Below are 25508 nucleotides of genomic sequence, written 5' to 3'. Positions count from 1 at the left end.
CTTCGGATAGACTGTTTAAATCTCAAGCAATGAGCTTTCTTTATCAATGAGAGCTTTGTCAATTGAGCCGATATGTTGATCAGTGATTTTTTGGACATTATCTTCTGCTCTATGGGCTTCATCTTCAGAGATTTCCTTTTCTTTTAATAGCTCTCTAAAGTCAGAGATTGCATCTCTTCTTATATTTCTTATTGCGACTCTTGCATTTTCAGCTTCATCCCTTACAACTCTTACGAGTTCTTTTCTTCTTTCTTCGGTCAGAGGAGGGAGTGGAATCCTCAATACTTGTCCTTGCGTATTAGGGTTCAAGCCTAGGTCTGAGGTCATAATTGCTTTCTCAATAGGACCAACCATATCTTTCTCCCAGGGTGAAACCTTAAGCGTTCTTGAATCTTCAGAGCTTATGTTTGACACTTGCGATAGTGGAACCATTGCACCATAATATTCGACTGTGATTTGCTCCAATAAAGATGGATGAGCCCTTCCTGCACGTATTTTACTAAAGTCATTTTCGAGAGAAGATAAAGATTTATCCATTCGACTATTAGCATCACTATGAATTTCATTAACCATCTTTATTCTCCATTTTGACTGACCATCGTCCCAATTGACTGGCCATTAATTATATTAGCAAGAGCATAATTATCCTCCAGCATACTAAAAACACAAATTCTGATATTGTTGTCTCTGCAGAGCGCAAAAGCGGCAGTATCCATAACTTTAATATTTTGCTCAATAGCTGAGTCAAAGCTGAGTGAGTCAAATTTAATAGCTGATGAATCTTTTAGAGGGTCGCTTGAGTATATGCCATCTACTTTTGTAGCCTTAAAGACAATATCAGCACCAATTTCAACTGCTCTTAACGCAGCGGCAGTATCCGTTGTGAAACATGGAATTCCAGTTCCAGCTGAGAAAATAACTACCTTGCCACTGGACAGTTTCTCTTTAGCTTGAGTATGATTAAACGGCTCACATACTCCGCCGCCAATTGCAAAGCCTGACATGACCATTGAAGGTATTTTGTTTCTTTCAAAGGCATCTGAAAGGGCTAGAGCGTTCATAACTGTAGCAAGCATCCCTATATGATCACTGGTGATTTTATTCAAACCTTCTTCTGCCAGAGTGGCGCCTCTATATAAATTTCCACCACCAACAACAATAGCAACTTCAACGCCAAGATCAAGAGCAGATTGTACAATAGTGACAACCTTCTTAAGTATCTCAGTGTCTATATTTTGACTATTGCCTGATAACGCTTCACCGCTCAGTTTTAGTAAGATTCGACGATAGGAAACCATATGCTAAGAATTCAATACAAAATTGTGATTTTACACAAGGCATGAGTATAATGAACCCTTTGTCCATCATAAAATTATTGAGATTATGGATTCAATTAGTATCCGTGGAGCCAAGGTCCATAACTTAAAAAATATAGATGTAAGCCTACCCAGAAACAAGCTAGTTGTGATAACTGGACTCTCTGGATCTGGTAAATCTTCATTGGCCTTTGATACTATTTATGCTGAGGGTCAAAGGAGATATGTTGAGTCACTATCTGCATACGCAAGACAGTTTTTATCACTCATGGAAAAGCCCGATGTGGACCACATTGAAGGCCTCTCACCAGCTATATCTATCGAACAAAAGGCGACATCACACAATCCTCGATCGACCGTTGGAACCATCACAGAAATTTATGACTACCTTAGACTTCTGTTTGCTAGGGTAGGCTCTCCAAGATGTCCAGATCATGGCGATGAACTTCAAGCTCAAACTATTTCACAGATGGTCGACTCTATTTTAGAGCTCCCAGAAGATTCAAAAATTATGATTCTAGCCCCTATTGTGAGAAATAGAAAAGGCAGTCATCTCAAGCTCCTCCAAGAGCTTTCTCATGAAGGTTTCCTGAGGGCTCGCATCGATGGAGAGGTTGAGTTTCTTGAGGAAGCTTCAGAGCTTGATGGAAATAAAAACCACACCATCGAGATTGTAGTTGATCGATTAAAAGTAAGGCAGGACATTTCATCAAGGTTATCAGAGTCATTAGAAACAGCTCTCAATATGAGCTCTGGCATCGCAATCGTGAGCCCTATGGAATGGGTTAGTGATTGGAAGGAGCTAACCTTTTCAGCAAAATTTTCATGTGTCCATTGCGGTTATTCCTTAAATGAATTGGAGCCTAGACTCTTTTCATTCAATAACCCAGTTGGAGCCTGTGAAACTTGTGATGGTTTAGGCGTCAAAGATGTGTTTGATGAGGAGAGAGTGGTAGCTAATCCTGAATTAAGCCTAGAAGATGGTGCGGTTTATGGATGGAGTAAAAGTAATGCATACTTCTATCAAATGCTCACACTGGTTGGTAATTTTTATAATTTTAGTGTGGCCACCCCCTTCAATGAATTGTCTGACGAGCATAAACAAATTATTCTTTATGGGAGTGGGAGTCAATCAATTGACTTTTCAAAGATAAAAGGAAGGCGAGGTTGGTCTAGTAGAAAGAAGCCCTTTGAAGGAATTATCCCAAGGATGATGCGCAGATATGCTGATAGCGAGATTCGTTCAGTTAGAGAGGATCTTTCAAGGTACGTAATCAGTAAGCCTTGTGCAAGTTGCCATGGTGATCGATTAAATGCATCAGCAAGGAATGTGTTTATTGATGAAAAAAATATTTCTGATTTGACCAAATTAACAATTGACCAGGTATTTGAATTTTTTGAGACGTTAGAGCTCGATGGTCAACGTGGTGAAATTGCAAGCAAAATTCTTAACGAGATTTCTCAACGATTACACTTCTTAATTAATGTCGGTTTAGACTATCTAAATCTTGAGCGAAAAGCTAACTCCCTTTCAGGGGGTGAGGCCCAAAGGATTAGACTGGCATCTCAGATAGGGGCCGGTTTAATAGGGGTTCTATATGTTCTCGATGAGCCATCGATTGGTCTTCATCAAAGAGATAACCAAAAATTATTAGACACTTTAATTTATCTCAGAGATCTAGGTAATACTGTTATTGTTGTAGAGCATGATGAAGATGCTATCAGACAGGCTGACTATGTTGTGGATATTGGGCCAGGTGCCGGCATTCATGGCGGAGAAATTGTTGCAAGCGGCTCTCCTGATGACGTCATTGCAAACACTAAATCACTGACTGGTGATTATTTAAGTGGACGATTAGAAATTAGCATTCCTAAGAATCGAAAAAAATCAAATGGCTGGCTTGAGATTACTGGAGCAAGTGGTAATAATTTGAAAAATGTTGATTTAAGGATTCCAGTGGGTGTGCTTACTTGCATTACTGGCGTTTCTGGTTCGGGAAAATCAACACTAATCAATAACACACTATATGAACTGGCAGCTTATACCTTAAATGGTGCTCAAACTGATATTGCACCATTCAAAGAGGTAAAGGGGATGGATCTTTTTGACAAGGTGGTAAACATTAATCAGAGTCCTATCGGAAGAACGCCAAGATCTAACCCTGCAACCTATACAGGCGTATTTACTTTAATACGTGATTTATTTGCGCTTACACTGGAATCAAGATCAAGAGGATACAAGTCGGGACGATTTAGTTTTAATGTTAAGGGTGGAAGATGCGAAGCCTGCAAGGGCGATGGACTGATTAAAGTCGAAATGCACTTCCTGCCTGATGTGTATGTTTCATGTGATATATGCAGTGGACACAGATACAATAGAGAAACCTTAGAGATTAAATACAAAGGCAAGTCAATTGCTGAGGTTTTGGAGATGACCGTTGAAGATGCTCTAAATTTTTTTCAGGCAATACCCAAGATTAATCAAAAAATTCAGACACTAATGGATGTTGGCCTTTCATACATAACACTTGGCCAGAATGCGACTACACTTTCTGGCGGTGAGGCTCAGCGAATAAAGCTAGCTAAAGAGCTCTCTAAATCAGATACTGGGCAAACTCTCTACATTCTTGATGAACCCACTAGTGGTCTTCATTTTCACGATATCAAGCAACTCCTCTCGGTCATTTTTAGATTGAGAGATCGAAATAATACAATCGTAATTATTGAGCATAACCTTGATGTTATAAAAACTGCTGATTGGATTGTTGATTTGGGGCCAGAGGGGGGTAATAAAGGTGGCGAGATAATAGCTTATGGAACTCCCGAAGAGGTTGTGATGAATAAAAAATCATTTACAGGGAGTTTCCTTCAACATCACCTTTGACATTTATTTTTTAAATTCTTCAAGCAACATCGTAAATTTAGTTTTACCATTTATCTTTTGAATCTTAATAGGATGAAGATTGTTGTTAAATGAAAGATTAAGAATTAATCTTAATTCTTCACATAAAACTCTAATAGTAATTATTTTGTCATCATTAATTTGGATAATTTCTGGTCCATCGACTTTAAATTTCAAATTTTTTACACCATCTTCGTCAACAACTTGATAGACAAAATCTTTTTTATTGGGGTATTGAAGCATATCATCTGATAAAGCTAGATAGACACTAAGAGGATCAACGATAGTTCCTTGTTTAATTTTCCATTTTTCTCCTGAGCTAGAAGAAGCATAATTTTTATCAGTAAAAATAATTATTTCAAAGTTCTTTTTAATTACATTTTTATCTTTTTCAGTAACAACAAAGGAATTACTTATTAATTGATTATTTTCAACATAGCCAGTACTTTTTTCACTCCTAGAATAATCATATAAAGCCTCCCAGATACTGTCTGTTTTAGCTTCAGAGGTATAGGTATACTGATTATCTTTTATTTTTAAATCTAAAACTGCAGTTCCAATTTGGAATTCACCCACTTTAGTTTCAGCTGATAAAATGTAACTTGCACTATAGGCATTAAATGCATGAATGTTAGTAAAAAACAGGGTAATAAATAAAAAAATAATTTGTTTCATAAGATATTTCCATCCAGTAATACAGTTTCATTATTTACAAGTTTAAGTCTATTTTGAGTATACCAATGAATAACTCTTGGATAAAGAATATGCTCCATTTCTAGAACTTTTTGAGCGAGAGAGTATTCAGTATCTGTAGAGTCAATCTCAATAATTTCTTGGCTAATTATTGGGCCACCATCCAGCTCTTCTGTTACAAAATGAACAGTTGCACCTTGATATTTCTCTTTGGCGTCAATCGCCTTTCGATGAGTATTAAGTCCTGGAAATTTTGGCAGTAATGAGGGGTGTATATTAAGAATTTGTCCAGCAAAATGATTTATAAAATCAGATGAAAGAACCCTCATATAGCCAGCTAGAAGAATTAGATTAATATCATGCTCATCAATTATTGTAATGAGTTTTTTATCAAAGTCTTCTCTAGATTTAAAGTGATTAGGGTCAACAAAATGCGTCGTAATATTAGCACGTTTTGCCCGCTTTAAGCCGAAAGCATCTTCCTTATTGCTGATGACTGAGCATATTTCAAGGTCGATCTTTTTAGCATTATCAATGAGAGACTGAAGGTTAGAGCCATTGCCTGAGATTAAAATGACAGCTCTCATTCCAACTAAATAACGACCTGTTCGCCATTAAATTGAGTCACCTCTCCAATTAGCCAGGCTTTTTCACCAGATGTATTTAAAAGTTCAATGGCACTATTAGATGATTCTTTTGGAACAATAACAACCATTCCAACACCGCAGTTAAGTACTCGGTACATTTCGTTAATATCTATATTGCCCTCACTTTGAAGCCAGTTAAAGATTTCTGGCATATCCCATGAATTTGAATCAAGTTTTGCTGCTAAATGTTCTGGGAGCACTCTTGGTATATTTTCAAGAAGGCCACCACCCGTGATATGAGATATTGCGTGAACTGGCGAACTTTGAATAAGCGAAAGAATCGATTTAACATAGATTTTGGTAGGCTCAATTAATAAATTGAGTTGCTCTTGAGTTGGTTTCGTCGTTTCTAAAACCTTTCTGATTAATGAATATCCATTAGAGTGAGGGCCAGAAGAGCCAAGAGCAACAATATGATCACCTAAATTGACCTTTGAGCCATCAATGATGTGATCTTTTTCGACAATTCCTACACAAAATCCAGCTAAATCGTAATCTTCGCCCTTGTACATGCCCGGCATTTCAGCAGTTTCGCCTCCAATGAGAGAGCAACCAGAGAGGCGACATCCCTCACCAATTCCCTCAATAACAGAAGTGGCTATCTCAGTATTTAAAGAGCCCGTAGCATAGTAATCTAAAAAAAACAAAGGTTCTGCACCTTGAACAATCAAGTCATTAACGCACATTGCCACTAAATCAATGCCAATCGTATCGTGCTTTTTAAGCATCTCTGCAACCATAAGCTTTGTTCCAACACCATCCGTGCCTGAAATTAAAACTGGGTTTTTGTATCTATCTAAAGGAATTTCAAACATTGCACCAAAGCCGCCTAGTCCAGCCAAAACGCCAGGCCTTAAAGTTGATTTTGCAATGGGTTTGATTTTATCAATGAGCTCATTACCTTTGGTGATATCAACTCCCGAGTCCTTATAAGTCAATGACGACATGTTGTTTTCCGTATAATTAAGGTCTTAAAAAATGGATTAAATCAAGCAAAATAATGAGCTATTCAATGCTACCCAATGCGCTTTCAATAATACGCATTATTTTAACAGTTCCCGTAGTTATAGCACTACTAAAAGAGCAGTATCTTCTGACACTGCTATTATTTTTAGTTGCAGGCATTACTGATGCTTTAGATGGATGGATTGCAAAACAGTTTTATTTGCAGTCAAGACTAGGTTCGATTTTAGATCCGGTTGCTGACAAGGTACTACTAACTTGCACCTTTATAACTCTTTATTGGGTTGGAGTTCTTCCATTATGGCTACTTATGATTATTTTTGTTCGTGATGTTATTATCATTGCTGGCGCATTGGGTTATTTCCTTGGAGAGGAAAGTGCTGATAGTGACTTATTAGAACCAAGTCTTATCAGTAAAGTAAATACTGTCTTACAAATTACTCTGGTTTTATATTTGCTACTGGTTGAGCTCTATATTGGAATAGATGGTATTCAAGAGATAGTCTTTGTCATAGTGGCAACATCAACAGCCTTAAGTGGGGCAGATTATGGCCTTCTTTGGGTTAAGAAATTCATCTTACAAGAGACAAAAAAATGAATCAACTTGGCTTGCCAATCAGTCTCAACACGTCAATGCTTCTGGAAAGTTTTGTTGAAAATAAAGAGCTCTTAAGGTTTATAAATCAATTATTTCTTGATGAAAATTCTTCGGAGGTCTTTATTTATGGAGCGTCAGGTCAAGGCAAGACTCATGTCCTTCAAGGAGCAGTATTGAAGGCATTGGAGTTAGATAAAAATGCGATTTATATTGACTGTAGTGAGTCCTTTCCTGAGCATATTTTGGACTTTATTGATCAAGTGTATTTTATTAGCTTTGATAATGTCCATTTAATTTCTAGTAAGAATCAAGAAATATTTTTTGATTTATATAATCAAGCGAGACAGAGTCAAATTTTAATCCTTGTTAGTGCAGATAGCCTGCCATCTGATTTGGAAGTTATGAAGGATATCAAAACACGACTCAGTTTAGCTGCTGTTTATAAGCTTGAAGAGCTTAATGACGAGTTAATAATGAGAGTAATTGATAATCAGATGGGTCAGAGAAACTTATCTATTAACTCAGGCGTTTATGAATACTTATTTAAGAACTATTCACGAGATTTAAAGTTACTACTAGCAACATTAAATGATTTAGATAAAGCGTCCCTGCAAGCTAAAAAGGCTATCTCGGTACCCTTCGTTAGAAAATTCTTGAACTTACATAATCACTAAATATAAAATATTTTGCTAAAATTATCTCTATTTAAGAAATATTAATATCTTTTAGTAAAAAAAATACTCAGTTTTAGAATATTTTACTATAATCCGTAACTAACCAATAAGTCAGCCCCACCCATTTACAAACGTATTAATTCTATGGATCACCTTCCTATCTTTATTAACATAAGAAAAAAGCCTTGCATAGTAATTGGAGGTGGAGATATTGCCCTCAGAAAAATTAATCTACTATTAAAAGCAAAGGCCAAGGTTGACTGCCTATCACCATTATTTTGCAAGGGTATAAAAAATCTTTCTAAAGATGGGCATATAACCTTAATTAATAAAAGTTTTGATCAAACAGATATTAAGGATTACTCAATCATTATCGCAGCAACAGATGACAAGTCAGTTAATTCATTGATTTCTTCAATTGCACAAGATAAAAAAATTCCAGTCAACGTTGTTGACTCACCGGAGCTGTCAAGCTTCATAATGCCCTCAATTGTTGATAGATCTCCCTTAATTATTGCAGTGTCCTCATCTGGCAAGGCTCCTGTTTTATCTAGGATTATTAGGGCAAAATTAGAGACAATCATTCCAAGTGCCTATGGCATATTGGCTGATATTGCAGGTGAATACAGACAGAAAGTTAAAAATCGTTTTTCAACAATCAAGGACAGAAGAGCTTTTTGGGAAGCTGTATTTTCCGGTGTTATTGCTGAGAAAGTTTTTTCAGGTCGAATTAGTGAAGCAAAGGAAGACATACAAAGGCAGCTTGATGATTCAGTAGAGATGGATTTAGGTGAGGTCTATTTGGTTGGAGCTGGGCCAGGAGATCCTGATTTACTCACCTTTAAGGCTTTGAGATTAATTCAGCAGGCTGATGTTGTTCTTTATGATCGCCTAGTTTCTAAAGGGGTAATGGAGCTGGTTCGAAGAGACTCTGAGCTTATCTATGTTGGTAAAAAGGGTGGCAGTGACAAATCAACTAAGCAGGTTGACATTAATGATCAACTGGTTGAGCTTGCAAAGACAGGTAAGAGGGTTTGCCGTTTAAAAGGTGGTGACCCTTTTATTTTTGGAAGAGGTGGTGAAGAGATAGAATCTCTATCTGAGCATGGGATACCTTTTCAGGTGGTCCCAGGTATTACTGCCGCGTCCGGTTGCTCTTCCTATGCAGGTATTCCCCTCACCCATAGAGACTATTCTCAGTCCTGTAGATTTGTAACTGCGCATCTAAAGAATGGCACAACCAACCTCCCATGGGAAGAGTTCATCATTGATCAGCAAACGATTGTCTTCTACATGGCTTTGAGTGGCGCTAAATATATCTGTGAAAAACTCATGGAACATGGGATGGATAAGGACATGCCTATTGCTATTATTGAAAAAGGAACGATGCCTGAGCAAAAGGTTTATATTTCATCGCTGATTGAATTACCAGCTTTATTAGAAAGAGAAGATATTCATGCACCAACCCTGATGATTGTGGGTGAGGTTGTCAAGCTCAATGAAAAGTTGAATTGGTATGGCAATTAAATAATTAAATCTATTTCTTAATAAAAAAACTTTAATATATTTGGGTATAATTCAGAATTCTTCGCGGGAGTGGTGGAATTGGTAGACACGCTGGATTTAGGTTCCAGTGTCGCAAGACGTGAGAGTTCGAGTCTCTCCTTCCGCACCAAAAACCAATCAATTTAAAGAGCTCTTAGGAGCTCTTTTTCATAATATCCCAGATTATGTTAAGTTCACTCTCACTAGGCTTGATAAGATTTCTTAACTTGAGGTTCTTAATGATGGTCTCTGTAGTGGACCAATTTATCTGCATGAGAAGATCAAAATCTATCTCTTTAAAATGCCCCTCTATAAACCATTGCTTCAAATCAGCCATCGACTTTTCAAAATTTTTAAAGCCTATTGCCCTTGCCTCTTCAGAGACCATGGGGTCGATATCCACTAAACCTAAAAAAATAAACTCATTGTAGTTAGTTAAAAAGTACTCAATAATTTTTCTTGAACCATTTTTGATTTGAAGTTCAACACTTGAATCATTAGGAATATTTTCATTTAAGTCAGAAAAAGCATTTTTTTTAATACTTATGTATATTGTGTCAATAAGCTCTTGCTTTGACTTGAAGTGAACAAAAAGCGTTCCAGAGGCAACTCCCGCTTTTCTACTAATTTGCGCAGTTGAAGTCGCTTGAATGCCTTGACTAGCAAAAAGCTCTAGAGCACTTTGAAAAATTTTATCTTTGGTCGAGAGCATTATTATTAGTCATAGCTTACTCCAGTTAATTCTTCAGATAGTTTCCAAAGTTTTTTTGCGTTAACTGTATTATACGATAGTTCGTTTGACTTAACCAAAACAGGGTGACCTTTCATACCACCCATGGATGGAGAGCCAAAATAATCATTTGACTTGGCAGTTCGATCTGTTGCAGCTCTGAGGCCTCCCAGAGCTCCTATATTTACTTTCTGACCAAGAAAAATATTCATAAAATTAGCAACGCCCGAGTATCTTTGGAGGTCAGTTGCCGTCCAGCCAGGGTGTGAAGCTAAAATGATTGGATTGGCTTTATCTTTCCCAAGTTTGCGTGAGAGCTCATAGGTAAAATATAAATTTGCTAGCTTGCTGTCACTGTAAGCACTCCAAGTTCTGTATTTTCTTTTTTCCCAATTAAGGTCATCAAAATCAATATTTCCAGAGGTGTGAGCAATACTAGATACATTCACCACTCGTGAATTTTGTGTCTTTTTTAAAAGAGAAATCAACTGACCTGTTAAAGCAAAGTGACCCAAATGATTCGTACCCATCTGGATCTCAAATCCATCTTTCGTTTTTGAATAAGGGCAGGCCATAATGCCAGCGTTATTGATAAGGCAATCTAGAGTCTTATATTTTTTATTAATAGATTGAGAGAAATTACTGACTGATTCAAGGCTTGATAAATCTAGTTCTTCAATGTCTATCTTTGCATTTTTATTTTCAGCAAGAATTTCGTTTGCTACAGACTCAGCTTTTTTAATATTTCTAGCAGCCATAATAACGGTAGCATTTTTTCGAGAAAGAACTCTAGTTGTTTCCTCACCAAGGCCGCTCGTTGGTCCAGTCACAATAAAAATTTTGCCTGATTGATCAGGAATATTTGATTCATTCCAATTTTCTTTTTTCATTTTTTTCCTTTAATAATGCAAGTTTAATTTCTTAGTTTTTTCCACCAAGGTTTTTTGGGTATAGCATTTAACTCAAATATTTCTCCAATCATTGGCGTTGCAAGATTGACATTCTTTTTTGCAGCTTCTTTAGTGATACGAATAATTGGCTCATCCCAGGGATGAATTGATAAATCAAATTTTGACCAATGGATTGGGAAAAGGATCTCTGCTTTTAAGTCGATACTAGCTTGAACTGCCTCATCTGGATACATGTGAACGTTCGACCAGTCAACGTTGTATGCACCGTTCTCAATAAAGGCAATGTCGAAAGGTCCATACTCCTCACCTAATTTTTTAAACGTCTCTGAGTATCCACCATCTCCGCTGAAATAAGCGCTTAATGATTTTGATCTAACAACCCAAGAGCCCCATAACGTCGAGTTACCATTGAACACTCCTCGGCCACTAAAGTGAAGCGCAGGCGTAAAGGTAAAATCAACATCTTTAAAGTTCTTACTTTCATACCAGTCAAGCTCAGTAATTTTATTTTTAATTACCCCCCATCTTTCAAGATGAGCTCCAACACCTAAAGGCACAATAAAATGATCTACTAGGTCTGATAAGTCTTTAATGGCTTTTGAGTCAAGATGGTCGTAGTGATCATGAGAAATAATGACAACATCGACCTTTGGAAGATCATCAATTAATATCGGATTTTCAAATTCAAATGGCTTTCCATTAAAGAAGCTACTTTTACTGTTAGAGTTGAATGATGGTAAAGGAGAGGCTCTGTTAAAAACAGGGTCAGTCATAACGACTAAACCTTCAGTTTTCATAATGAGAGTAGAGTGCCCAAACCATGAAAATTTACCCTCTGTTAAATCTTTGTTATTAAATTTTATTGTTGGCAGCGGTTTTAGAGGGTTTTTATCTTTAGGGGGTGAAAACCAATCCTTGAAAGTTGCTTTTTTTTCTGATGCTCGAAAATTAGTATAGTTTGTTTTTATATTTTGGAATTTTCCTTCAACAAAATTTTGAGAATCTTCAATAGTTTTTTGAGTTTCCTTATCTGGAGTTCCACCGAAAGCTGGAGATACTTTAAGAAAAATAAACACAACGATAGCTAGCGCTAATAGAATATAAATCAGATATTTTATGATATTTAGTATTGTAAAAATAATTTCCAAGTTAAGCTCCCTAATGCGGTTTTTATTATATTATATCCTGTTATGAGTGAGTAGTCAGTCATTATAATTTTTTCTTATATATTACTTATAAGTTTAACCTCGGGTATTGAGATTAAACTAAAGAAATCCTGTAAAATATTAGCTCTAAAAAACACAATAAAAGTATGGCTATATGTTGATTGAGGTTGGACATTTTGCACTTGTTATTTCGCTCATTATTTCAGTGCTTTTGATAGTTGTTCCTTCGATTGGGCTCTATCAAAATAAGACTTCGCTTGCTCAGCTTGCAAGGCCTTTAGTTTGGGCACAAGGTTTTTGGATTGCATTAGCCTTCTTTGTTTTGATGAGTGCATTTCTGAGTAATGATTTTTCAGTTAAATATGTTGCTGATAATTCAAACACACAGCTTCCATTGCTATTTAAAGCATCAGCTGTTTGGGGTTCACATGAGGGATCTTTGCTTTTATGGGTGTTTGTTTTGTCTCTATGGACAGTTGCTGTTTCAATTTTTTCAAAAAGAATTCCGTCAGACTTAATTAATCAAACCCTTGTGGTTCTGGGTGCTATAAGTTTTGGATTTTTACTTTTTCTTCTCTTTACATCGAACCCTTTTGAGCGCTTAATGATGCCGCCACTTGAGGGTCGAGAGCTTAACCCTCTTCTTCAAGACTTTGGTTTGGCGGTTCATCCTCCTATGCTCTATATGGGTTATGTAGGACTGGCTATTCCATTTGCTTTTGTATTGTCTGCCCTCATACGAGGACAACTTGATAGCACATGGATTAGATGGACTCGGCCATGGGCCTTAATTTCCTGGTCTTTTTTAACCGCTGGAATAACGCTTGGAAGTTGGTGGGCCTATTATGAGCTTGGTTGGGGAGGTTGGTGGTTTTGGGATCCTGTGGAAAATGCATCTTTCATGCCTTGGCTTGTTGCAACGGCGCTTGTTCACTCTCTAAGTGTGAGTGAGAAGCGTGGTGCCTTTAAACAGTGGACTGTGCTTTTAGCTATTGGAGGCTTTTCTTTAAGCCTACTTGGAACATTTCTTGTTCGTTCTGGAGTTTTAACATCGGTACATGCTTTTGCAACTGACCCAACAAGAGGTTTGTTTATCCTTATCTTTTTATTTATAGTAATTGGAGGATCATTGATTCTCTATACATGGCGCTCTAGCTTATTACAGCAGAGTAACCCATTTTCATTACTCTCAAGGGAGACGGGGCTTCTTATTAACAACATTTTGCTTGTAACTGCAATGTTAAGTGTTCTTTTGGGTACGCTTTATCCCCTCATTCTAGATACTCTCAACCTTGGAAAAATTTCAGTTGGAGCGCCCTATTTCAATGCAGTTTTTGTGCCCATTATGATTCCTGGTGTAATCGCACTAGCAGTATTCCCTTATGTGCGTTGGAAGAAAGATTCATTATCAAGGGTTTTTAATTTATTAAAGTTTGAATGGATCTGTGTTGTTCTATTAACGTTCCTATCCTGGGTTTTCATCACGGACAATATTTTTGTTCTAGTTGCAGTTGGTCTATTCATATGGGTCGTTAACCATGTCTTGGTTTTATTCATAAAAAGACTGCGATCTAAAGCAAAGCTTTCTATGTCATTCATTGGAATGATTCTTGCACATCTTGGAATTGCTGTTTTTGTCCTCGGGGCCACAGTGACAACTCAACTTGGTATTGAAAAAGATATCAAGATGAATATTGGAGAAACTCAAACGATAGCTGGACATGACTTTGTTTTTAATGGCGTGAGCCCTCATTCAAAAGAGAACTACTCTGGCTTTATTGGTGATATTACTGTCTTTAAAAATACTAAAAAAGTGGCTCAGCTAAGTCCTGAAAAACGTTATTACCAAACAGGCATGCCAATGACTGAAGCATCGATTGATCCCTCAATCACAAGAGACCTCTACGTAGCACTCGGCGAGGGCTTGGGAGGCGGGGCCTGGAGTGTCAGAATATACTATAAGCCGCTTGTTCGTTGGATATGGTTAGGTGGCCTAATGATTGCACTTGGGGCTCTTTTTGCTGCCATCGATAGACGTTACTTTTTGAGAGTTAAATCGTGATCCTAGCCTGGCAATTTATAATAATGATTGCATTGTCATGTGCGTTTTTTGCCTGGTTTCTATTTAGGCCAATCAGCCAGAATATTAGCGGTGACGAGTCCAACATCGCTATTAATCAGCAAAGACAGGATGAGCTTATTTCAGACATTAACCAAGGTCTTATAGCGGATGACCAATACCAGACTGCTGAATCTGAAATCGTTAATACTTTAGCGACTGAACTAAGGCCTGATACAAAGAAAAGCATAGCAATTAAGCCGTTACCATGGACACTCGCAATTATTTTAATTTTTGGCATTCTATCTCTAGGAATATATTCACAGTTAGCGCCAAAAATGATTCCATCTGGGAATTCTCTTTCAGAGCCATTAAGTATGAGTGATAGCATCGAGAGGCTTCAGAGTTTTATAGAGAAGAATCCAGGTGATTTTCAAGCATTAAAAATGTTGGGATTAGCTCAAATCGGTATCGGTAATGTTAATGAATCAATCGAGACATTTGAGAGCGCATACTTAATAAATTCGAAAGATATTGACTTGTTGCTCCAATTTGCAAGCGCTATAGCTGCTAGTCAAGATGGGCAATTTGATGGTAAGTCCCAAGTTTTAATTGATGAAGCGCTGAGCCTTGATCCACAGTCAATTCAAGTTTTATATTTTTCAGGCATCGTTGCGGCCCATGGTGGCGATCTTAATGGCGCTATTGAGTTTTGGGAGAAAGCACTTTACCTTATGTCTAATGATCATCCAGATAGAAATATAATCGAAGAGGCTCTGGGTACAGTATTGAATTTACAAGTAAAATAGTCATAATGAGTAATACACTAGAACTAGCAAAATCGCTTATAAGTAAACCTTCAATCACCCCTGATGATCTTGGTTGTCAGGCGATAATGATTGATAGACTTAAAAAAATTGGCTTTGAAATCCACCCACTTAAATTTGGAGATGTTGATAATTTCTGGGCAGTTCATGGAGATAGTGGACCTTTATTTGCCTTTGCGGGGCATACGGATGTTGTCCCTGCAGGTGATGAAAATGCCTGGAATACTAAGCCATTTGAGCCGACGATAAAAGATGGGTATCTCTATGGTAGGGGCGCAGCAGATATGAAAGGTGGGCTTGCTTCAATGGTTACCGCTACTGAAAAATTTATAAAAGAAAATCCAAATCATAAAGGCAGAATTGCCTTTTTAATCACTTCTGACGAAGAGGGCGTTGCAGTCAATGGAACATTAAAGGTTATGGATTATCTCAAAGCAAATGAACAAAATATTGATTACTGTTTATTAGGGGAGCCTTCTTCGACTTCTTCTACAGGGGATGTTATTAAAAATGGAAGAAGAGGGTCATTAAATGGTGTTTTAAAGATTAATGGAAAGCAGGGCCATGTTGCATACCCTCATTTAGCTAAAAACCCTATACATCTTGTTTCTCCTGCGCTTGATGATCTCTGTAATCAAGAATGGGATAATGGCAATGACTATTTTCCAGCAACCTCTTTTCAAATTTCAAATATGCATTCAGGAGATGGCGTAACAAACATTATTCCTGGTGATGCTCAGGTTAAATTTAATTTTCGTTACTCTACCGAGACCAATAAAGAGAATTTACAAAAAAAAGTCCATGAAATTCTTGATTTACACAACCTTGATTACTCCATAGAGTGGTCTCATTCTGGCTACCCATTTTTAACGCCAAAAGGTGCACTGGTTAGTGCTTGCGTCGAGGCGATTAAAAAAACTAAGGGTATTGAGACTGAGCTGTCAACCTCAGGTGGGACTTCGGATGGAAGATTTATTGCTCAAGAGGGAACTCAGGTCGTAGAGCTTGGGCCTGTCAACGCTACGATTCATCAGATTAATGAATCAGTTTTAGTTCAAGACCTTGATGACTTAAGTGAGATTTATTACCAAGTGCTCAGAAATATATTCTCTTAATTCTTATTTCGTATGAGATTTGACATCATCACTCTTTTTCCTGAAATGTTCTCGGCAATCAAAGAGGAAGGGGTTATTGCGAGAGCTATCAAGAAGTCAATCATATCGATTAATGAATGGCAGCTTCGAGATTTTAGTGAGAATAAGTACAAAAATGTTGATGATAAAGCCTATGGGGGCGGAGCTGGAATGGTTATGCAGGTCAAGCCAATCAGGGATTGCATCAAAAAAATAAAGGAGCAAAAGCCAGAAACTAAAGTTATCTATCTATCTCCACAGGGTGAGCCATTAAATCAAAATTTGGTTGAAAAATTATCATCCTTTGAGTCATTAACTCTTCTTTGTGGGCGATACGAGGGTGTTGATGAGAGAATCATTAAGAATGATGTTGATTTAGAAGTATCAATTGGTGATTATGTTATCAGTGGGGGTGAGTTGGCTGCAATGGTATTAATAGATTCAGTTAGTAGGCGCTTGCCAAATGTTTTGGGTAATAAAGACTCATTGAATGACTCTTTTGTCAATAATTTACTTGATTACCCGCACTATACAAGGCCAGAAAGTATTGATGGAGACATAGTCCCTGAGGTGTTATTGAGTGGAAATCAAGCTAAGATTGATGCTTGGCGATTAGAGCAAGCTAAACACAAGACAAGACAAAAACGACCTGATCTTTTATCGAATTAAAGTCTTGTATTAAAGTAGACCCTTGAATTGTTATTAGAAGGCCAATCGTATATAATTTTAGCTACATTTTGAATAAATCAATTTATGAATAAGAATCACTCCTTTGTAGGCTCAAATGTCGCACTCATAACGCCAATGCTTGACGATGGGAGTGTTGATTATGAATCGCTAAATAACCTCATCGAGTTCCATATTGATGCTGGAACAAGCTCAATAGTTTCGGTTGGAACGACTGGTGAATCGGCGACTGTCGGTGTTAAAGAACATCTTAAGATATTAGATCATACGATCAAATACGCCGCTAGAAGGATTCCAATTATTGCTGGGACTGGGGCAAACTCGACTTCTGAGGCTATCGAGCTCACGCAGGAGGCTAAAAATTTCGGTGCTGACGCCTGTTTGCTTGTCACGCCTTATTACAATAAACCGACTCAAGAGGGATTGTTTCAACACTTTAAATTGATTGCTGAAAGTGTTAGCATTGATCAAATCCTTTACAATGTTCCTGGAAGAACGGCAGTCGACATGTCGGTTGATACCACTTCAAGACTCTCAGAAATTTCAAATATTATTGGAATTAAAGATGCTACGGGAGATCTATCGGTTATCAAAGAGCTTGTTGCAAAGTGTCCTGAAGATTTTTTACTACTTACGGGTGATGATGCTACGGCGATCGATTTTCTTCTTTTGGGCGGACACGGCGGTATTTCAGTCACTGCAAATGTCACTCCTAAAGAGCTCCAGAAAGCATATCTCGCTGCTATTGCTGGAAATACTGAACTTGCCAAGAAATTAAATGAAGGACTCTCAGGGCTTCATAAAAATCTATTTATTGAGTCCAATCCAATACCTGTGAAATGGGCTCTTCATAAAATGGGTAAGTGCGATAATGGTATAAGATTGCCATTACTTGAGTTATCAAATGAATGTAAAACAGTTATTGAAAATGATTTAAAGGAATTAAATTTAATATGAAAATTACGAATTTTTTAATATTAGCGTTAATTAGTCTGTTAGTTGCTAGCTGCTCTAAAGTTGCTGATCCAGTAAAAAAAATTGGCTTAGGAAGTAGAGCGGTAAATTATGAGGTAGATGAGACTGTTGATTCGCTTATCATTCCTCCAGACTTAACAGCACCGAGCTCTCAAGGCGCATTTACTGAAGTGATTAAAGTTAGTGACGGCAGTGACGTTTTAAAAAGAGTCCAAAATGTTGAAGTGATGAGGGATAAATATCGACGATGGCTCCTAGTTGACCTTCCACCTGCAGAAGTTTGGGTATTATCAAAAGAATTTTTTCGCTCGTATGGCTTTCAAATTGAGAAAGAAAATCAAAAAATTGGCCTTTTAGAAACTGATTTCTTGGAAATTGAAACGAAGGTTCCAGATAAATCTTTAGGCACTATTCGCGCCGCCTTGGCAAAAGCATTAAAAACCCAGTATGGCCTTCCAATTGCTGACAAGTATAGAATTCGAATTGAGCCAACAGCTAATTCAATGGAGTCCGAAGTTTACTTGACATTAAGTTCAATTGGCGAAGTTGTGAGTGGTGCAACAAGAGTCTGGCAGCCTAGAGAGAAAGATGTTGAGCTTGAGACAGAAATGCTTCTTCAGTTAATGGTTTTTTTAGGCAATGATAGGGGCGATTCCATTTCAAAGATTCAATCAAACGTTGAAGAGAAAAAAACTGTTGTGTCAGTTGTCTTATCAGATATAGGTTATGCTTCTTTAGTTTTTCCATTCGATAAAAATGAATCATGGAAACTATTAGGCTGGGCGCTTGATGAGTCTGGAGTTGATATTGAGGATAGGGACTCACTTGAAGGGAGCTACTTTATCAATGTAACTCCTAATAAGGGTTTTTTCTCAAAACTATTAACTATAGCCTCAATAACTAAAACGTACCAGTTAATTTTAAAAGAAGATACCAGCTCTCAAACAAATGTTATTTTTGTAGATCTTAGTGAAGAAAATGATGAAAAAATAATTAGTTATAGTGCAGAACTTTTTGATCAAATCGCTTCCAAGTTTTAACTTTTTTCAAATTAAGCTAGATTTTAGTAAATCATGCTGACAAAAAAACAGGTTCAAGACATTGTCGACGAGAATTTATTGGTTAGTGACCTGTCTGATTCAGATTTACTTGAGTTCTGTATTCTAGCTAATGATAGTTATCGAAGCGGAAGTCCTATAGTTTCCGATGAAAATTACGATTTCATCTTTATTCCTGAGCTTCAAAAAAGAATGCCCAATCATCCCTTTCTTCAAAAGGTTGAATCTGAAAGCGAAGGATTTTCAGATGAAAAAATTAAGCTCCCAGAAAAAATGCTCTCAACTGACAAAGCCTATACTTGGGGAGAGATCGAGAAGTGGCTTGAAAGAATATCAAAATTTTCTGAAGAAATAAATGTCCAACTATCTGAAATTCAAATTAAAGGGACTGCAAAATTAGACGGATTTGCCGGTTATGACGATGGAGAAAAACTCTATACTCGAGGTGACGGTAATAAGGGAAGTGATATTAGCAGAGTGTTTCAAAGAGGTCTTGGCATTTTAAATGATAGTGAAAGAGGCCAAGGTCCCGGAGAGATTGTTGTTAAGAGGAGTTACTTTGAAGACCATTTAAGTAATGATTTTGAGTACCCAAGAAATTTTCAAGCAAGTCTAATTAAGGAAAAAGAATTAGATAAGTTTGCTAGAGAAGCAATTGATGCAAAGGCGGCTTTATTTGTTCCTTTCAAGCAACTTCCATTTTGGAAGGGGAATATTGATGAGTTCAAAAATCAATTCTTAGATATAGTAATTAAGCTTGAGGAGGGTGTTGATTTTGATATTGATGGGGTAGTCTTTGAAATTGTCAATCCTGAATTAAAACAGTTTATGGGTTCAAATCGTAAGTTCCATCGCTGGCAGATTGCTTACAAAGAAAATAAGGAAAAAGCACAAGTTAAAGTTCTTTCAGTCACCCCTCAAGTAGGAAGGACTGGAAAGATCACCCCTGTTGCAGAGTTGGAGCCAACTCAATTAAGCGGCGCGACTATTTATAGGGCAACTGGTCATCACTACGGGCTTGTCAAAGAACAAGGTCTAGGCGCTGGAAGTATTATTGAGTTAACTCGAAGTGGGATGGTCATTCCTAAAATAAATAAGGTTCTTAAAACTGCAGAAGTTGATATACCTTTGAACTGTCCGAGTTGCAATTCTCTATTAATATGGGACTCAGATTTTTTGATGTGTTCCAATGAAAATGATTGCCCAGATCAGGTGGTTGGCAAGATGATCTATTTTTTTCGAATCTTGGGCAACAATGATGGATTCGGACATGCAACGATTCAAAAATTATATGATGAAGGAATACGCCAAGTAAGTGATATTTATCTTCTTAATATAGATGAATTAGTTTCTATGGGTTTTGGTGAAAAAACCTCTCAAAACCTTATTAATCAACTTCAAAGATCACGTCAAGAAAGTATTGAAGATTGGCGTTTCTTGGCCTCTTTTGGTGTTCATAGACTTGGAATGGGTAATTGTGAAAATTTATTAAAAAATTATTCAATTGATGAAGTCTTTAGCCTTTCAATAGCTAGCATTGCAGAGATAGATGGTTTTGCAGAGCTAACTGCAGAGGTTATTTTTGATGGGTTGTTGTCTATTAAATCCCAATATGAAGTATTAGTATCTGGCGGTTTTGATCTAGAAAAAACTATTTTGATTGCTGATGAAGATACAAGCTCAAATCCATTTTATAGCAAAAAAATTGTTTTTACAGGCACTATGAATCAGCCTCGATCTGATCTTGAGAAGCAAGCAAAGTCATTAGGTATCAAAGTAGCAAAATCTGTCAGCTCAAAAACTGATTTTCTTATTATTGGAGAAAATGTTGGCCAGTCAAAAATGAATAAGGCTAAGAATCATGGTGTTCAAATCCTTTCGGAGTCTGAATATCTAAAAAAACTAAATATATAAAAATATTTTCTATATAATCATCTACAACTTGAAGCCAATGTTGGTATCAAGAAAAGACATAGACGTTTATTTGGGCACTGGCCTAGGTAAGCGTTTTTTTTCGTCAGTTTAAAGATGAGCTGAAATGGTATAGAAGCCCACTACCTTCTTGAAGGTAGTGGGCTTTTTTGTTTTTGACATTGGAGCAATGATATGAAAATGATTACAGCTTATATTCAGCCAAAAAGACTGGATAGTGTGAGACAAGTTCTCTCAGATATAGATATAAATGGGGTTTCAGTAACCGAAGTTAAGGGTTTTGGAAGGCAAAAAGGCCATACAGAACTTTATCGCGGTGCTGAGTATGTGGTTGAGTTTCTACCAAAAGTAAAGTTAGAGATTGCAATTACTGATGAGCAGGTTGATGAGGTCATTACGACCATTAGCACTGCTTGTAAGATTAACGGCGGCAAAATTGGTGATGGAAAGATTTTTGTTACAAATCTGGAACAGGTCGTTCGTATTCGTACGAATGAGTCTGGTCCAGAAGCATTATAGGAGATAGAAATGGAAATTCAAATATTAGAATTAAAATATGCAATTGATACCTTTTACTTCCTAGTAATGGGCGCCCTTGTAATGTGGATGGCAGCTGGCTTTTCAATGCTAGAAGCTGGCCTTGTGAGGAGTAAAAATACCGCAGAAATATTAACTAAAAATATTGGTCTTTTTGCAATTGCATGTACTATGTATATGGTCTATGGCTATGACTTAATGTATGGTGGTGGCGCTTTTCTTTCTGGAATTAGTGGACAAGGCGAAACATACTCAAATGCATCTGACTTTTACTTTCAGGTAGTCTTTGTAGCGACAGCGATGTCAATCGTTTCGGGTGCGGTAGCAGAAAGAATGAAGCTGTTTACATTTTTTGCTTTTGCAATAATTTTTACTACTATCATTTACCCATTGGAAGGCTCATGGACATGGGGTGGAAAGGATGTTTTTGGTCTATATAATTTAGGTGATTTTGGCTTCTATGACTTTGCAGGATCAGGCATTGTGCATATGGCTGGAGCAGCAGCAGCAATTGCTGGCGTAATAGTTCTTGGTCCAAGAAAGGGGAAATATGATAAGGATGGGAATTCAAAGCCAATTCTAGGTGCAAATCTCCCTTTGGCGACTTTAGGTACTTTTATCTTATGGCTAGGATGGTTTGGCTTCAATGGTGGATCAGTGTTAGCAATGGCAAGTAAGGAGAGTGCAGATGCAGTGGCAATGGTTTTTGTTAATACCAATGCAGCGGCTGCAGGAGGTGTTATTGCAGCACTTATATTTGCGAAACTATGGTTTGGTAAAGCAGATTTAACGATGACACTTAATGGAGCTCTAGCAGGTCTAGTTGCCATTACTGCTGGACCAGATACGCCAAGTGCTCTAGTTGCAAGTTTAATCGGAGCAGTGGGTGGTGTGATTGTAGTGATTTCAATTGTAATGCTTGATCGTAAACTCAAGATCGATGATCCAGTTGGTGCAATTTCAGTTCATGGTGTTGTTGGTCTTTGGGGTCTTTTAGCAGTGCCCTTAACAAATAGTGAAGTTCCATTTTCAGGTCAAATTATTGGTGCTACAACAATATTTATTTGGGTTTTTGTAACATCATTCTTACTTTGGCTTGCTCTTAAAGCATTAATTGGTATTCGCGTATCCGAGGAAGAAGAAGAAGATGGAGTGGATATCTCAGAATGTGGACTCGAGGCATACCCAGAGTTTGTCGTTAAGTAACTATTTTTAATATATAAACTCAAACTTAAATCCTCCACTAAAGAATATATTCTGCAGTGGAGGGCCTAATAATAAAACTTTAATCCATTTATAACCTTTGTGCTAATGAGGTATATTATTGATGGTTATAAAAACTTAGAATTATGAAAAAAAATACCATGAATCAGACTGCCCTTAAAATTATTCTAGTTGATGAAAATATGGGACGTTCAGCAATACTTAGGCGCGCTCTTCAGGACAAAGGTCATGAGGTAATTAGTCGTTTAGAGGAAAGTGAAAACCTTGCTAATAGTAATGAAATTACTCATGCAGACGTTGTCATTGTTAATGCAGACATACCAGATGAGGCTGTTTTTGCTAACCTTAGGGATGTCAACAAAACTAAGCCAAAGCCGATTGTAATGTTTACAGAGAGCTCTGAGGAACATATGGCTGGAACAGCAATTAAATCTGGCGTTAATGCTTATATTGTAGACGGCCTTGAAGAGAAAAGAGTGCAGCCAATTATTGATGTAGCCATCGCTCGTTTTAGAGAATTCCAAGCTTTAAAAGATGAGTTAGATGCAACTAGAAGTCAGCTTGCTGAACGAAAGTCAATAGAAAAGGCCAAGGGTTTATTAATGAAACACAAAAAAATAACTGAGGATGAAGCTTATCAATCTCTCAGAAAGATGGCAATGGATAAAAATAAAAGAATTTCAGAGGTTGCCGATGGCGTTATCAGTGCTATTGAGCTTTTAGGTTAGTTACGCTAAAGTTATTTTTTTCTTGATGCTTTTTCTTCATGACCAGAAACGCCAAAACGTCTAGCTAATTCTAACTCAATCTCTTCAATACTAATATCCTCATGGCGCAGAAGAACCATGATGTGGAACCATAAATCAGCTACTTCATGGATAATTTCATCTCTACCTTCTTCTTTCACTGCTTGAATGACCTCTTCAGACTCTTCACTAATCTTTTCTAAAATTGAATTCACTCCCTTGCTATACAAAGAAGAGACGTAAGATTTATCTTCAGTTGAAGATTTCCTCTCTTCTAGAATTTTTTCTAGGGCATGTAAAATGTTATCCATAGATTTCTTTAGGATCTTTAATTACTTTAGAGACGCTTTTCCATTGATCATTTTCTAGTTTATTGAAAAAACAATTAGTGCGTCCAGTGTGACAGGCAATGCCACCTTTTTGATTCACTTTGAGCAAGACAACATCTTGGTCACAATCAGTAAATATTTCGACTATATCTTGGTAATTTCCAGATTCTTCACCCTTGAACCATAGTTTTTTGCGTGACCTTGAAAAATAGACTGCTTTCTTTGTTTTTAAAGTTAAAGCAAATGCTTCCTCATTCATCCAGGCCATCATCAAGATTTGATTTGTTGAATAATCTTGAGTGATAACCGGAACAAGGCCTTTCTCATTAAACTGAATAGTATCTATAGCTTTCATGTCGGAGTATTAATATTTAGTAATAATTGTACCAATGCATTTTAAAACAATTACGATATATTTATTAGAGGCCAGCCTTTAGGCTGGCAACAATAAATTGATCTAAATTTCCATCAAGAACATCCTGGGTATTGCTGCTTTCAACACCTGTTCTTAAATCTTTAATTCTTGACTGATCAAGAACATATGAACGAATCTGATGTCCCCAGCCAATATCTGACTTTAAATCCTCAACATCTTGCTTATCAGCATTACGCTTTTGCATTTCTAGTTCATAAAGCTTTGATTTTAACTGTTTCATTGCTTGATCTTTATTGGCATGCTGTGAGCGTCCATCCTGGCACTGAACGACTGTTGAAGTTGGTAAATGAGTAATCCTAACCGCTGATTCAGTTTTATTAACATGTTGACCACCAGCTCCTGAAGCTCGATAGGTATCAATTCTAAGTTCAGATGGATCAATCACAATTTCAATATCATCATCAATCTCAGGCGATACAAAAACTGAAGAAAATGAAGTATGTCTTTTTCCATTTGCATTATATGGGGATTTTCTAACGAGTCTATGAATCCCTATCTCACTTCTAAGCCAGCCAAACGCATAGTCACCATCAAAGTGTATGGTGGCTGATTTAATGCCGGCAACTTCACCAGCTGAAACCTCCATAAGCTTCACTTTAAAATTGTGCTTGTCACCCCATCTCAAATACATCCTTAAAATCATTTCAGCCCAGTCTTGGGCTTCAGTTCCACCAGATCCAGACTGTATATCTAAGTAGGCAGAGTTTCGATCCATCTCACCACTGAACATTCTCTCAAATTCATAAGTGGCAATAGAGTTCTCTGTTTCACTTAAATCGGAAATAATTCCATTAACTGTGTCACTATCATTTTCAGTCTCTGCCATTTCTAAGAGTTCTTTAGCATCATTTAAGATGTTTGATGAGTTTAAAAATGTTTCACACAGATTATCAAGTTGAACTTTTTCTTTACCTAGAGCCTGAGCTTTATCAGGATTAGACCAAATATCAGGATTTTCTAATTCTAATCTAACTTCCTCAAGACGATCTTGTTTTTCATCAAGCATAAGATGCTTTGATAATATATCCAGTCGATCAATAAGTTCTGAAATTTTTTGGTAATAAGCTGATAGTTCCATGACTCTATTTTAATGCGACAAGTAATAAAAAAGCCCCAAAATAGGGGCTTTTATTTGTCTGGTGTAAATTTCTTATTTTCTTAAGCCTAGCCTTGAGATTAAGTTAGCATAAGTAGTAAGATCATTATTTTTAACATACGCAAGTAATTTTTTGCGCTGTGAAACAAGACGTAAAAGCCCTCTTCTTGAATGATGGTCTTTTTTGTGAGTTTTAAAGTGCTCAGTTAAGTGGCTAATTCTAGCAGTTAGGAGAGCAACTTGAACATCTACAGAACCAGTATCTGAAGGGTCTTTTTGGTATTCTTTAATAATAGCTTGTGTATCAATTGACATAATTTATAG

26 protein-coding genes and 1 tRNA gene are annotated in these 25508 nt (G+C 37.0%); 15 read left to right on the top strand and 12 right to left on the bottom strand.

Annotated features, from left to right (window positions below; genetic code table 11):
- Positions 1–15: 15 nt before the first annotated feature.
- Complete coding sequence (frr, locus tag AC5YGB_RS06975; RefSeq protein WP_496137096.1) at positions 16–573, bottom strand: ribosome recycling factor; 558 nt, start codon at positions 571–573, stop codon at positions 16–18.
- A gap of 2 nt (positions 574–575) precedes the next feature.
- On the bottom strand, positions 576–1298 hold the full coding sequence (gene pyrH, locus AC5YGB_RS06970; protein WP_496137095.1) for a UMP kinase: 723 nt from the start codon (positions 1296–1298) through the stop codon (positions 576–578).
- Between the two features lie 85 nt (positions 1299–1383).
- Here pyrH and uvrA point away from each other — a divergent pair, with 85 nt between their 5' ends.
- The gene (gene uvrA / locus AC5YGB_RS06965; protein ID WP_496137094.1) at positions 1384–4200 is read left to right on the top strand and encodes an excinuclease ABC subunit UvrA; all 2817 of its coding nucleotides are present in this window, start codon (positions 1384–1386) and stop codon (positions 4198–4200) included.
- 3 nt (positions 4201–4203) lie between these two features.
- Here the strand turns inward: uvrA and AC5YGB_RS06960 are convergent, their stop codons facing one another.
- The 3 genes from AC5YGB_RS06960 to purM are packed head-to-tail and all read right to left on the bottom strand — an operon-like array spanning position 4204 to position 6505.
- Positions 4204–4893, bottom strand: coding sequence for a DUF3108 domain-containing protein (locus AC5YGB_RS06960; RefSeq protein WP_496137093.1), 690 nt, complete (start codon positions 4891–4893; stop codon positions 4204–4206).
- Positions 4890–5498, bottom strand: coding sequence for a phosphoribosylglycinamide formyltransferase (purN, locus tag AC5YGB_RS06955; protein ID WP_496137092.1), 609 nt, complete (start codon positions 5496–5498; stop codon positions 4890–4892). The genes AC5YGB_RS06960 and purN overlap by 4 nt, the downstream gene beginning before the upstream one ends.
- Positions 5499–5503: 5 nt before the next feature.
- Positions 5504–6505, bottom strand: a complete 1002-nt coding sequence (gene purM, locus AC5YGB_RS06950; RefSeq protein ID WP_496137091.1) for a phosphoribosylformylglycinamidine cyclo-ligase — start codon at positions 6503–6505, stop codon at positions 5504–5506.
- A 65-nt stretch (positions 6506–6570) separates the two neighbouring features.
- Here purM and AC5YGB_RS06945 point away from each other — a divergent pair, with 65 nt between their 5' ends.
- The 4 genes from AC5YGB_RS06945 (at position 6571) to AC5YGB_RS06930 (ending at position 9468) form a co-directional block, all read left to right on the top strand.
- On the top strand, positions 6571–7119 hold the full coding sequence (locus AC5YGB_RS06945) for a CDP-alcohol phosphatidyltransferase family protein (protein ID WP_496138024.1): 549 nt from the start codon (positions 6571–6573) through the stop codon (positions 7117–7119).
- Positions 7116–7793: an HdaA/DnaA family protein gene (locus AC5YGB_RS06940; protein ID WP_496137090.1), complete on the top strand. Its 678-nt coding sequence runs from the start codon at positions 7116–7118 to the stop codon at positions 7791–7793. The genes AC5YGB_RS06945 and AC5YGB_RS06940 overlap by 4 nt, the downstream gene beginning before the upstream one ends.
- Positions 7794–7937: 144 nt before the next feature.
- A complete protein-coding gene (gene cysG / locus AC5YGB_RS06935) occupies positions 7938–9320 on the top strand; it encodes a siroheme synthase CysG (RefSeq protein WP_496137089.1) in 1383 nt (460 codons plus the stop codon).
- Positions 9321–9383: 63 nt separating this feature from the next.
- Positions 9384–9468 (top strand) — tRNA-Leu (locus tag AC5YGB_RS06930).
- A 24-nt stretch (positions 9469–9492) separates the two neighbouring features.
- Here the strand turns inward: AC5YGB_RS06930 and AC5YGB_RS06925 are convergent.
- From AC5YGB_RS06925 to AC5YGB_RS06915, 3 genes are read right to left on the bottom strand one after another with little or no spacing between them, the layout of a single operon-like run.
- Complete coding sequence (locus AC5YGB_RS06925; RefSeq protein WP_496137088.1) at positions 9493–10050, bottom strand: TetR family transcriptional regulator; 558 nt, start codon at positions 10048–10050, stop codon at positions 9493–9495.
- A gap of 5 nt (positions 10051–10055) precedes the next feature.
- Entirely contained in the window at positions 10056–10958 is a 903-nt protein-coding gene (locus AC5YGB_RS06920; protein ID WP_496137087.1) for an oxidoreductase, read from the bottom strand.
- Positions 10959–10981: 23 nt separating this feature from the next.
- Complete coding sequence (locus AC5YGB_RS06915; protein WP_496137086.1) at positions 10982–12127, bottom strand: MBL fold metallo-hydrolase; 1146 nt, start codon at positions 12125–12127, stop codon at positions 10982–10984.
- A gap of 172 nt (positions 12128–12299) precedes the next feature.
- Between AC5YGB_RS06915 and AC5YGB_RS06910 the strand changes: the two genes are divergently transcribed.
- From AC5YGB_RS06910 to AC5YGB_RS06865, 10 genes are all read left to right on the top strand, one after another.
- Complete coding sequence (locus AC5YGB_RS06910) at positions 12300–14207, top strand: heme lyase CcmF/NrfE family subunit (protein WP_496137085.1); 1908 nt, start codon at positions 12300–12302, stop codon at positions 14205–14207.
- A 23-nt stretch (positions 14208–14230) separates the two neighbouring features.
- Positions 14231–15013, top strand: a complete 783-nt coding sequence (gene ccmI, locus AC5YGB_RS06905) for a c-type cytochrome biogenesis protein CcmI (RefSeq protein ID WP_496137084.1) — start codon at positions 14231–14233, stop codon at positions 15011–15013.
- Between the two features lie 5 nt (positions 15014–15018).
- Positions 15019–16146: a succinyl-diaminopimelate desuccinylase gene (gene dapE / locus AC5YGB_RS06900; protein WP_496137083.1), complete on the top strand. Its 1128-nt coding sequence runs from the start codon at positions 15019–15021 to the stop codon at positions 16144–16146.
- 12 nt (positions 16147–16158) lie between these two features.
- Positions 16159–16833 (top strand): tRNA (guanosine(37)-N1)-methyltransferase TrmD, encoded by a 675-nt coding sequence (trmD, locus tag AC5YGB_RS06895; protein ID WP_020024033.1) that lies wholly within the window; start codon positions 16159–16161, stop codon positions 16831–16833.
- Between the two features lie 84 nt (positions 16834–16917).
- On the top strand, positions 16918–17808 hold the full coding sequence (dapA, locus tag AC5YGB_RS06890) for a 4-hydroxy-tetrahydrodipicolinate synthase (RefSeq protein WP_496137082.1): 891 nt from the start codon (positions 16918–16920) through the stop codon (positions 17806–17808).
- On the top strand, positions 17805–18866 hold the full coding sequence (gene bamC / locus AC5YGB_RS06885) for an NlpB/DapX family lipoprotein (RefSeq protein WP_496137081.1): 1062 nt from the start codon (positions 17805–17807) through the stop codon (positions 18864–18866). The genes dapA and bamC overlap by 4 nt, the downstream gene beginning before the upstream one ends.
- Positions 18867–18899: 33 nt before the next feature.
- A complete protein-coding gene (locus AC5YGB_RS06880; RefSeq protein WP_496137080.1) occupies positions 18900–20798 on the top strand; it encodes a BRCT domain-containing protein in 1899 nt (632 codons plus the stop codon).
- Between the two features lie 192 nt (positions 20799–20990).
- Positions 20991–21335, top strand: coding sequence for a P-II family nitrogen regulator (locus AC5YGB_RS06875; protein ID WP_496137079.1), 345 nt, complete (start codon positions 20991–20993; stop codon positions 21333–21335).
- A 9-nt stretch (positions 21336–21344) separates the two neighbouring features.
- A complete protein-coding gene (amtB, locus tag AC5YGB_RS06870; protein WP_496137078.1) occupies positions 21345–22559 on the top strand; it encodes an ammonium transporter AmtB in 1215 nt (404 codons plus the stop codon).
- 143 nt (positions 22560–22702) lie between these two features.
- A complete protein-coding gene (locus AC5YGB_RS06865) occupies positions 22703–23305 on the top strand; it encodes an ANTAR domain-containing response regulator (RefSeq protein WP_020026166.1) in 603 nt (200 codons plus the stop codon).
- A gap of 11 nt (positions 23306–23316) precedes the next feature.
- Here AC5YGB_RS06865 and AC5YGB_RS06860 read toward each other — a convergent pair whose 3' ends face one another.
- The 4 genes from AC5YGB_RS06860 to rpsO all read right to left on the bottom strand — a co-directional run bounded on the left by AC5YGB_RS06860 (position 23317) and on the right by rpsO (position 25499).
- Positions 23317–23634, bottom strand: coding sequence for a phosphoribosyl-ATP diphosphatase (locus AC5YGB_RS06860; protein ID WP_496137077.1), 318 nt, complete (start codon positions 23632–23634; stop codon positions 23317–23319).
- Positions 23627–24007, bottom strand: a complete 381-nt coding sequence (hisI, locus tag AC5YGB_RS06855) for a phosphoribosyl-AMP cyclohydrolase (RefSeq protein WP_496137076.1) — start codon at positions 24005–24007, stop codon at positions 23627–23629. The genes AC5YGB_RS06860 and hisI overlap by 8 nt, the downstream gene beginning before the upstream one ends.
- Positions 24008–24071: 64 nt before the next feature.
- Positions 24072–25166: a peptide chain release factor 2 gene (gene prfB, locus AC5YGB_RS06850; RefSeq protein WP_496137075.1), complete on the bottom strand. Its 1095-nt coding sequence runs from the start codon at positions 25164–25166 to the stop codon at positions 24072–24074.
- A 72-nt stretch (positions 25167–25238) separates the two neighbouring features.
- The gene (gene rpsO, locus AC5YGB_RS06845; RefSeq protein ID WP_020024043.1) at positions 25239–25499 is read right to left on the bottom strand and encodes a 30S ribosomal protein S15; all 261 of its coding nucleotides are present in this window, start codon (positions 25497–25499) and stop codon (positions 25239–25241) included.
- Positions 25500–25508: the final 9 nt, after the last annotated feature.

It is taken from the genome of Candidatus Pseudothioglobus sp. uisw_142 (assembly GCF_059512465.1).
This window is presented reverse-complemented; position numbering and strand designations above follow the sequence as displayed.

Bases quoted from the DNA above. Each gene is read 5' to 3' on its own strand.
- purM (WP_496137091.1), bottom strand. From the start codon at position 6,505: ATGTCGTCATTGACTTATAAGGACTCGGGAGTTGATATCACCAAAGGT.
- prfB (WP_496137075.1), bottom strand. From the start codon at position 25,166: ATGGAACTATCAGCTTATTACCAAAAAATTTCAGAACTTATTGATCGA.
- AC5YGB_RS06925 (WP_496137088.1), bottom strand. From the start codon at position 10,050: ATGCTCTCGACCAAAGATAAAATTTTTCAAAGTGCTCTAGAGCTTTTT.
- trmD (WP_020024033.1), top strand. From the start codon at position 16,159: ATGAGATTTGACATCATCACTCTTTTTCCTGAAATGTTCTCGGCAATC.
- dapA (WP_496137082.1), top strand. From the start codon at position 16,918: ATGAATAAGAATCACTCCTTTGTAGGCTCAAATGTCGCACTCATAACG.
- uvrA (WP_496137094.1), top strand. From the start codon at position 1,384: ATGGATTCAATTAGTATCCGTGGAGCCAAGGTCCATAACTTAAAAAAT.
- frr (WP_496137096.1), bottom strand. From the start codon at position 573: ATGGTTAATGAAATTCATAGTGATGCTAATAGTCGAATGGATAAATCT.
- AC5YGB_RS06880 (WP_496137080.1), top strand. From the start codon at position 18,900: ATGCTGACAAAAAAACAGGTTCAAGACATTGTCGACGAGAATTTATTG.
- purN (WP_496137092.1), bottom strand. From the start codon at position 5,498: ATGAGAGCTGTCATTTTAATCTCAGGCAATGGCTCTAACCTTCAGTCT.
- AC5YGB_RS06940 (WP_496137090.1), top strand. From the start codon at position 7,116: ATGAATCAACTTGGCTTGCCAATCAGTCTCAACACGTCAATGCTTCTG.
- AC5YGB_RS06865 (WP_020026166.1), top strand. From the start codon at position 22,703: ATGAAAAAAAATACCATGAATCAGACTGCCCTTAAAATTATTCTAGTT.
- AC5YGB_RS06875 (WP_496137079.1), top strand. From the start codon at position 20,991: ATGAAAATGATTACAGCTTATATTCAGCCAAAAAGACTGGATAGTGTG.
- hisI (WP_496137076.1), bottom strand. From the start codon at position 24,007: ATGAAAGCTATAGATACTATTCAGTTTAATGAGAAAGGCCTTGTTCCG.
- AC5YGB_RS06920 (WP_496137087.1), bottom strand. From the start codon at position 10,958: ATGAAAAAAGAAAATTGGAATGAATCAAATATTCCTGATCAATCAGGC.
- AC5YGB_RS06960 (WP_496137093.1), bottom strand. From the start codon at position 4,893: ATGAAACAAATTATTTTTTTATTTATTACCCTGTTTTTTACTAACATT.
- ccmI (WP_496137084.1), top strand. From the start codon at position 14,231: ATGATTGCATTGTCATGTGCGTTTTTTGCCTGGTTTCTATTTAGGCCA.
- dapE (WP_496137083.1), top strand. From the start codon at position 15,019: ATGAGTAATACACTAGAACTAGCAAAATCGCTTATAAGTAAACCTTCA.
- amtB (WP_496137078.1), top strand. From the start codon at position 21,345: ATGGAAATTCAAATATTAGAATTAAAATATGCAATTGATACCTTTTAC.
- AC5YGB_RS06945 (WP_496138024.1), top strand. From the start codon at position 6,571: ATGCTACCCAATGCGCTTTCAATAATACGCATTATTTTAACAGTTCCC.
- pyrH (WP_496137095.1), bottom strand. From the start codon at position 1,298: ATGGTTTCCTATCGTCGAATCTTACTAAAACTGAGCGGTGAAGCGTTA.
- AC5YGB_RS06860 (WP_496137077.1), bottom strand. From the start codon at position 23,634: ATGGATAACATTTTACATGCCCTAGAAAAAATTCTAGAAGAGAGGAAA.
- bamC (WP_496137081.1), top strand. From the start codon at position 17,805: ATGAAAATTACGAATTTTTTAATATTAGCGTTAATTAGTCTGTTAGTT.
- rpsO (WP_020024043.1), bottom strand. From the start codon at position 25,499: ATGTCAATTGATACACAAGCTATTATTAAAGAATACCAAAAAGACCCT.
- cysG (WP_496137089.1), top strand. From the start codon at position 7,938: ATGGATCACCTTCCTATCTTTATTAACATAAGAAAAAAGCCTTGCATA.
- AC5YGB_RS06910 (WP_496137085.1), top strand. From the start codon at position 12,300: ATGTTGATTGAGGTTGGACATTTTGCACTTGTTATTTCGCTCATTATT.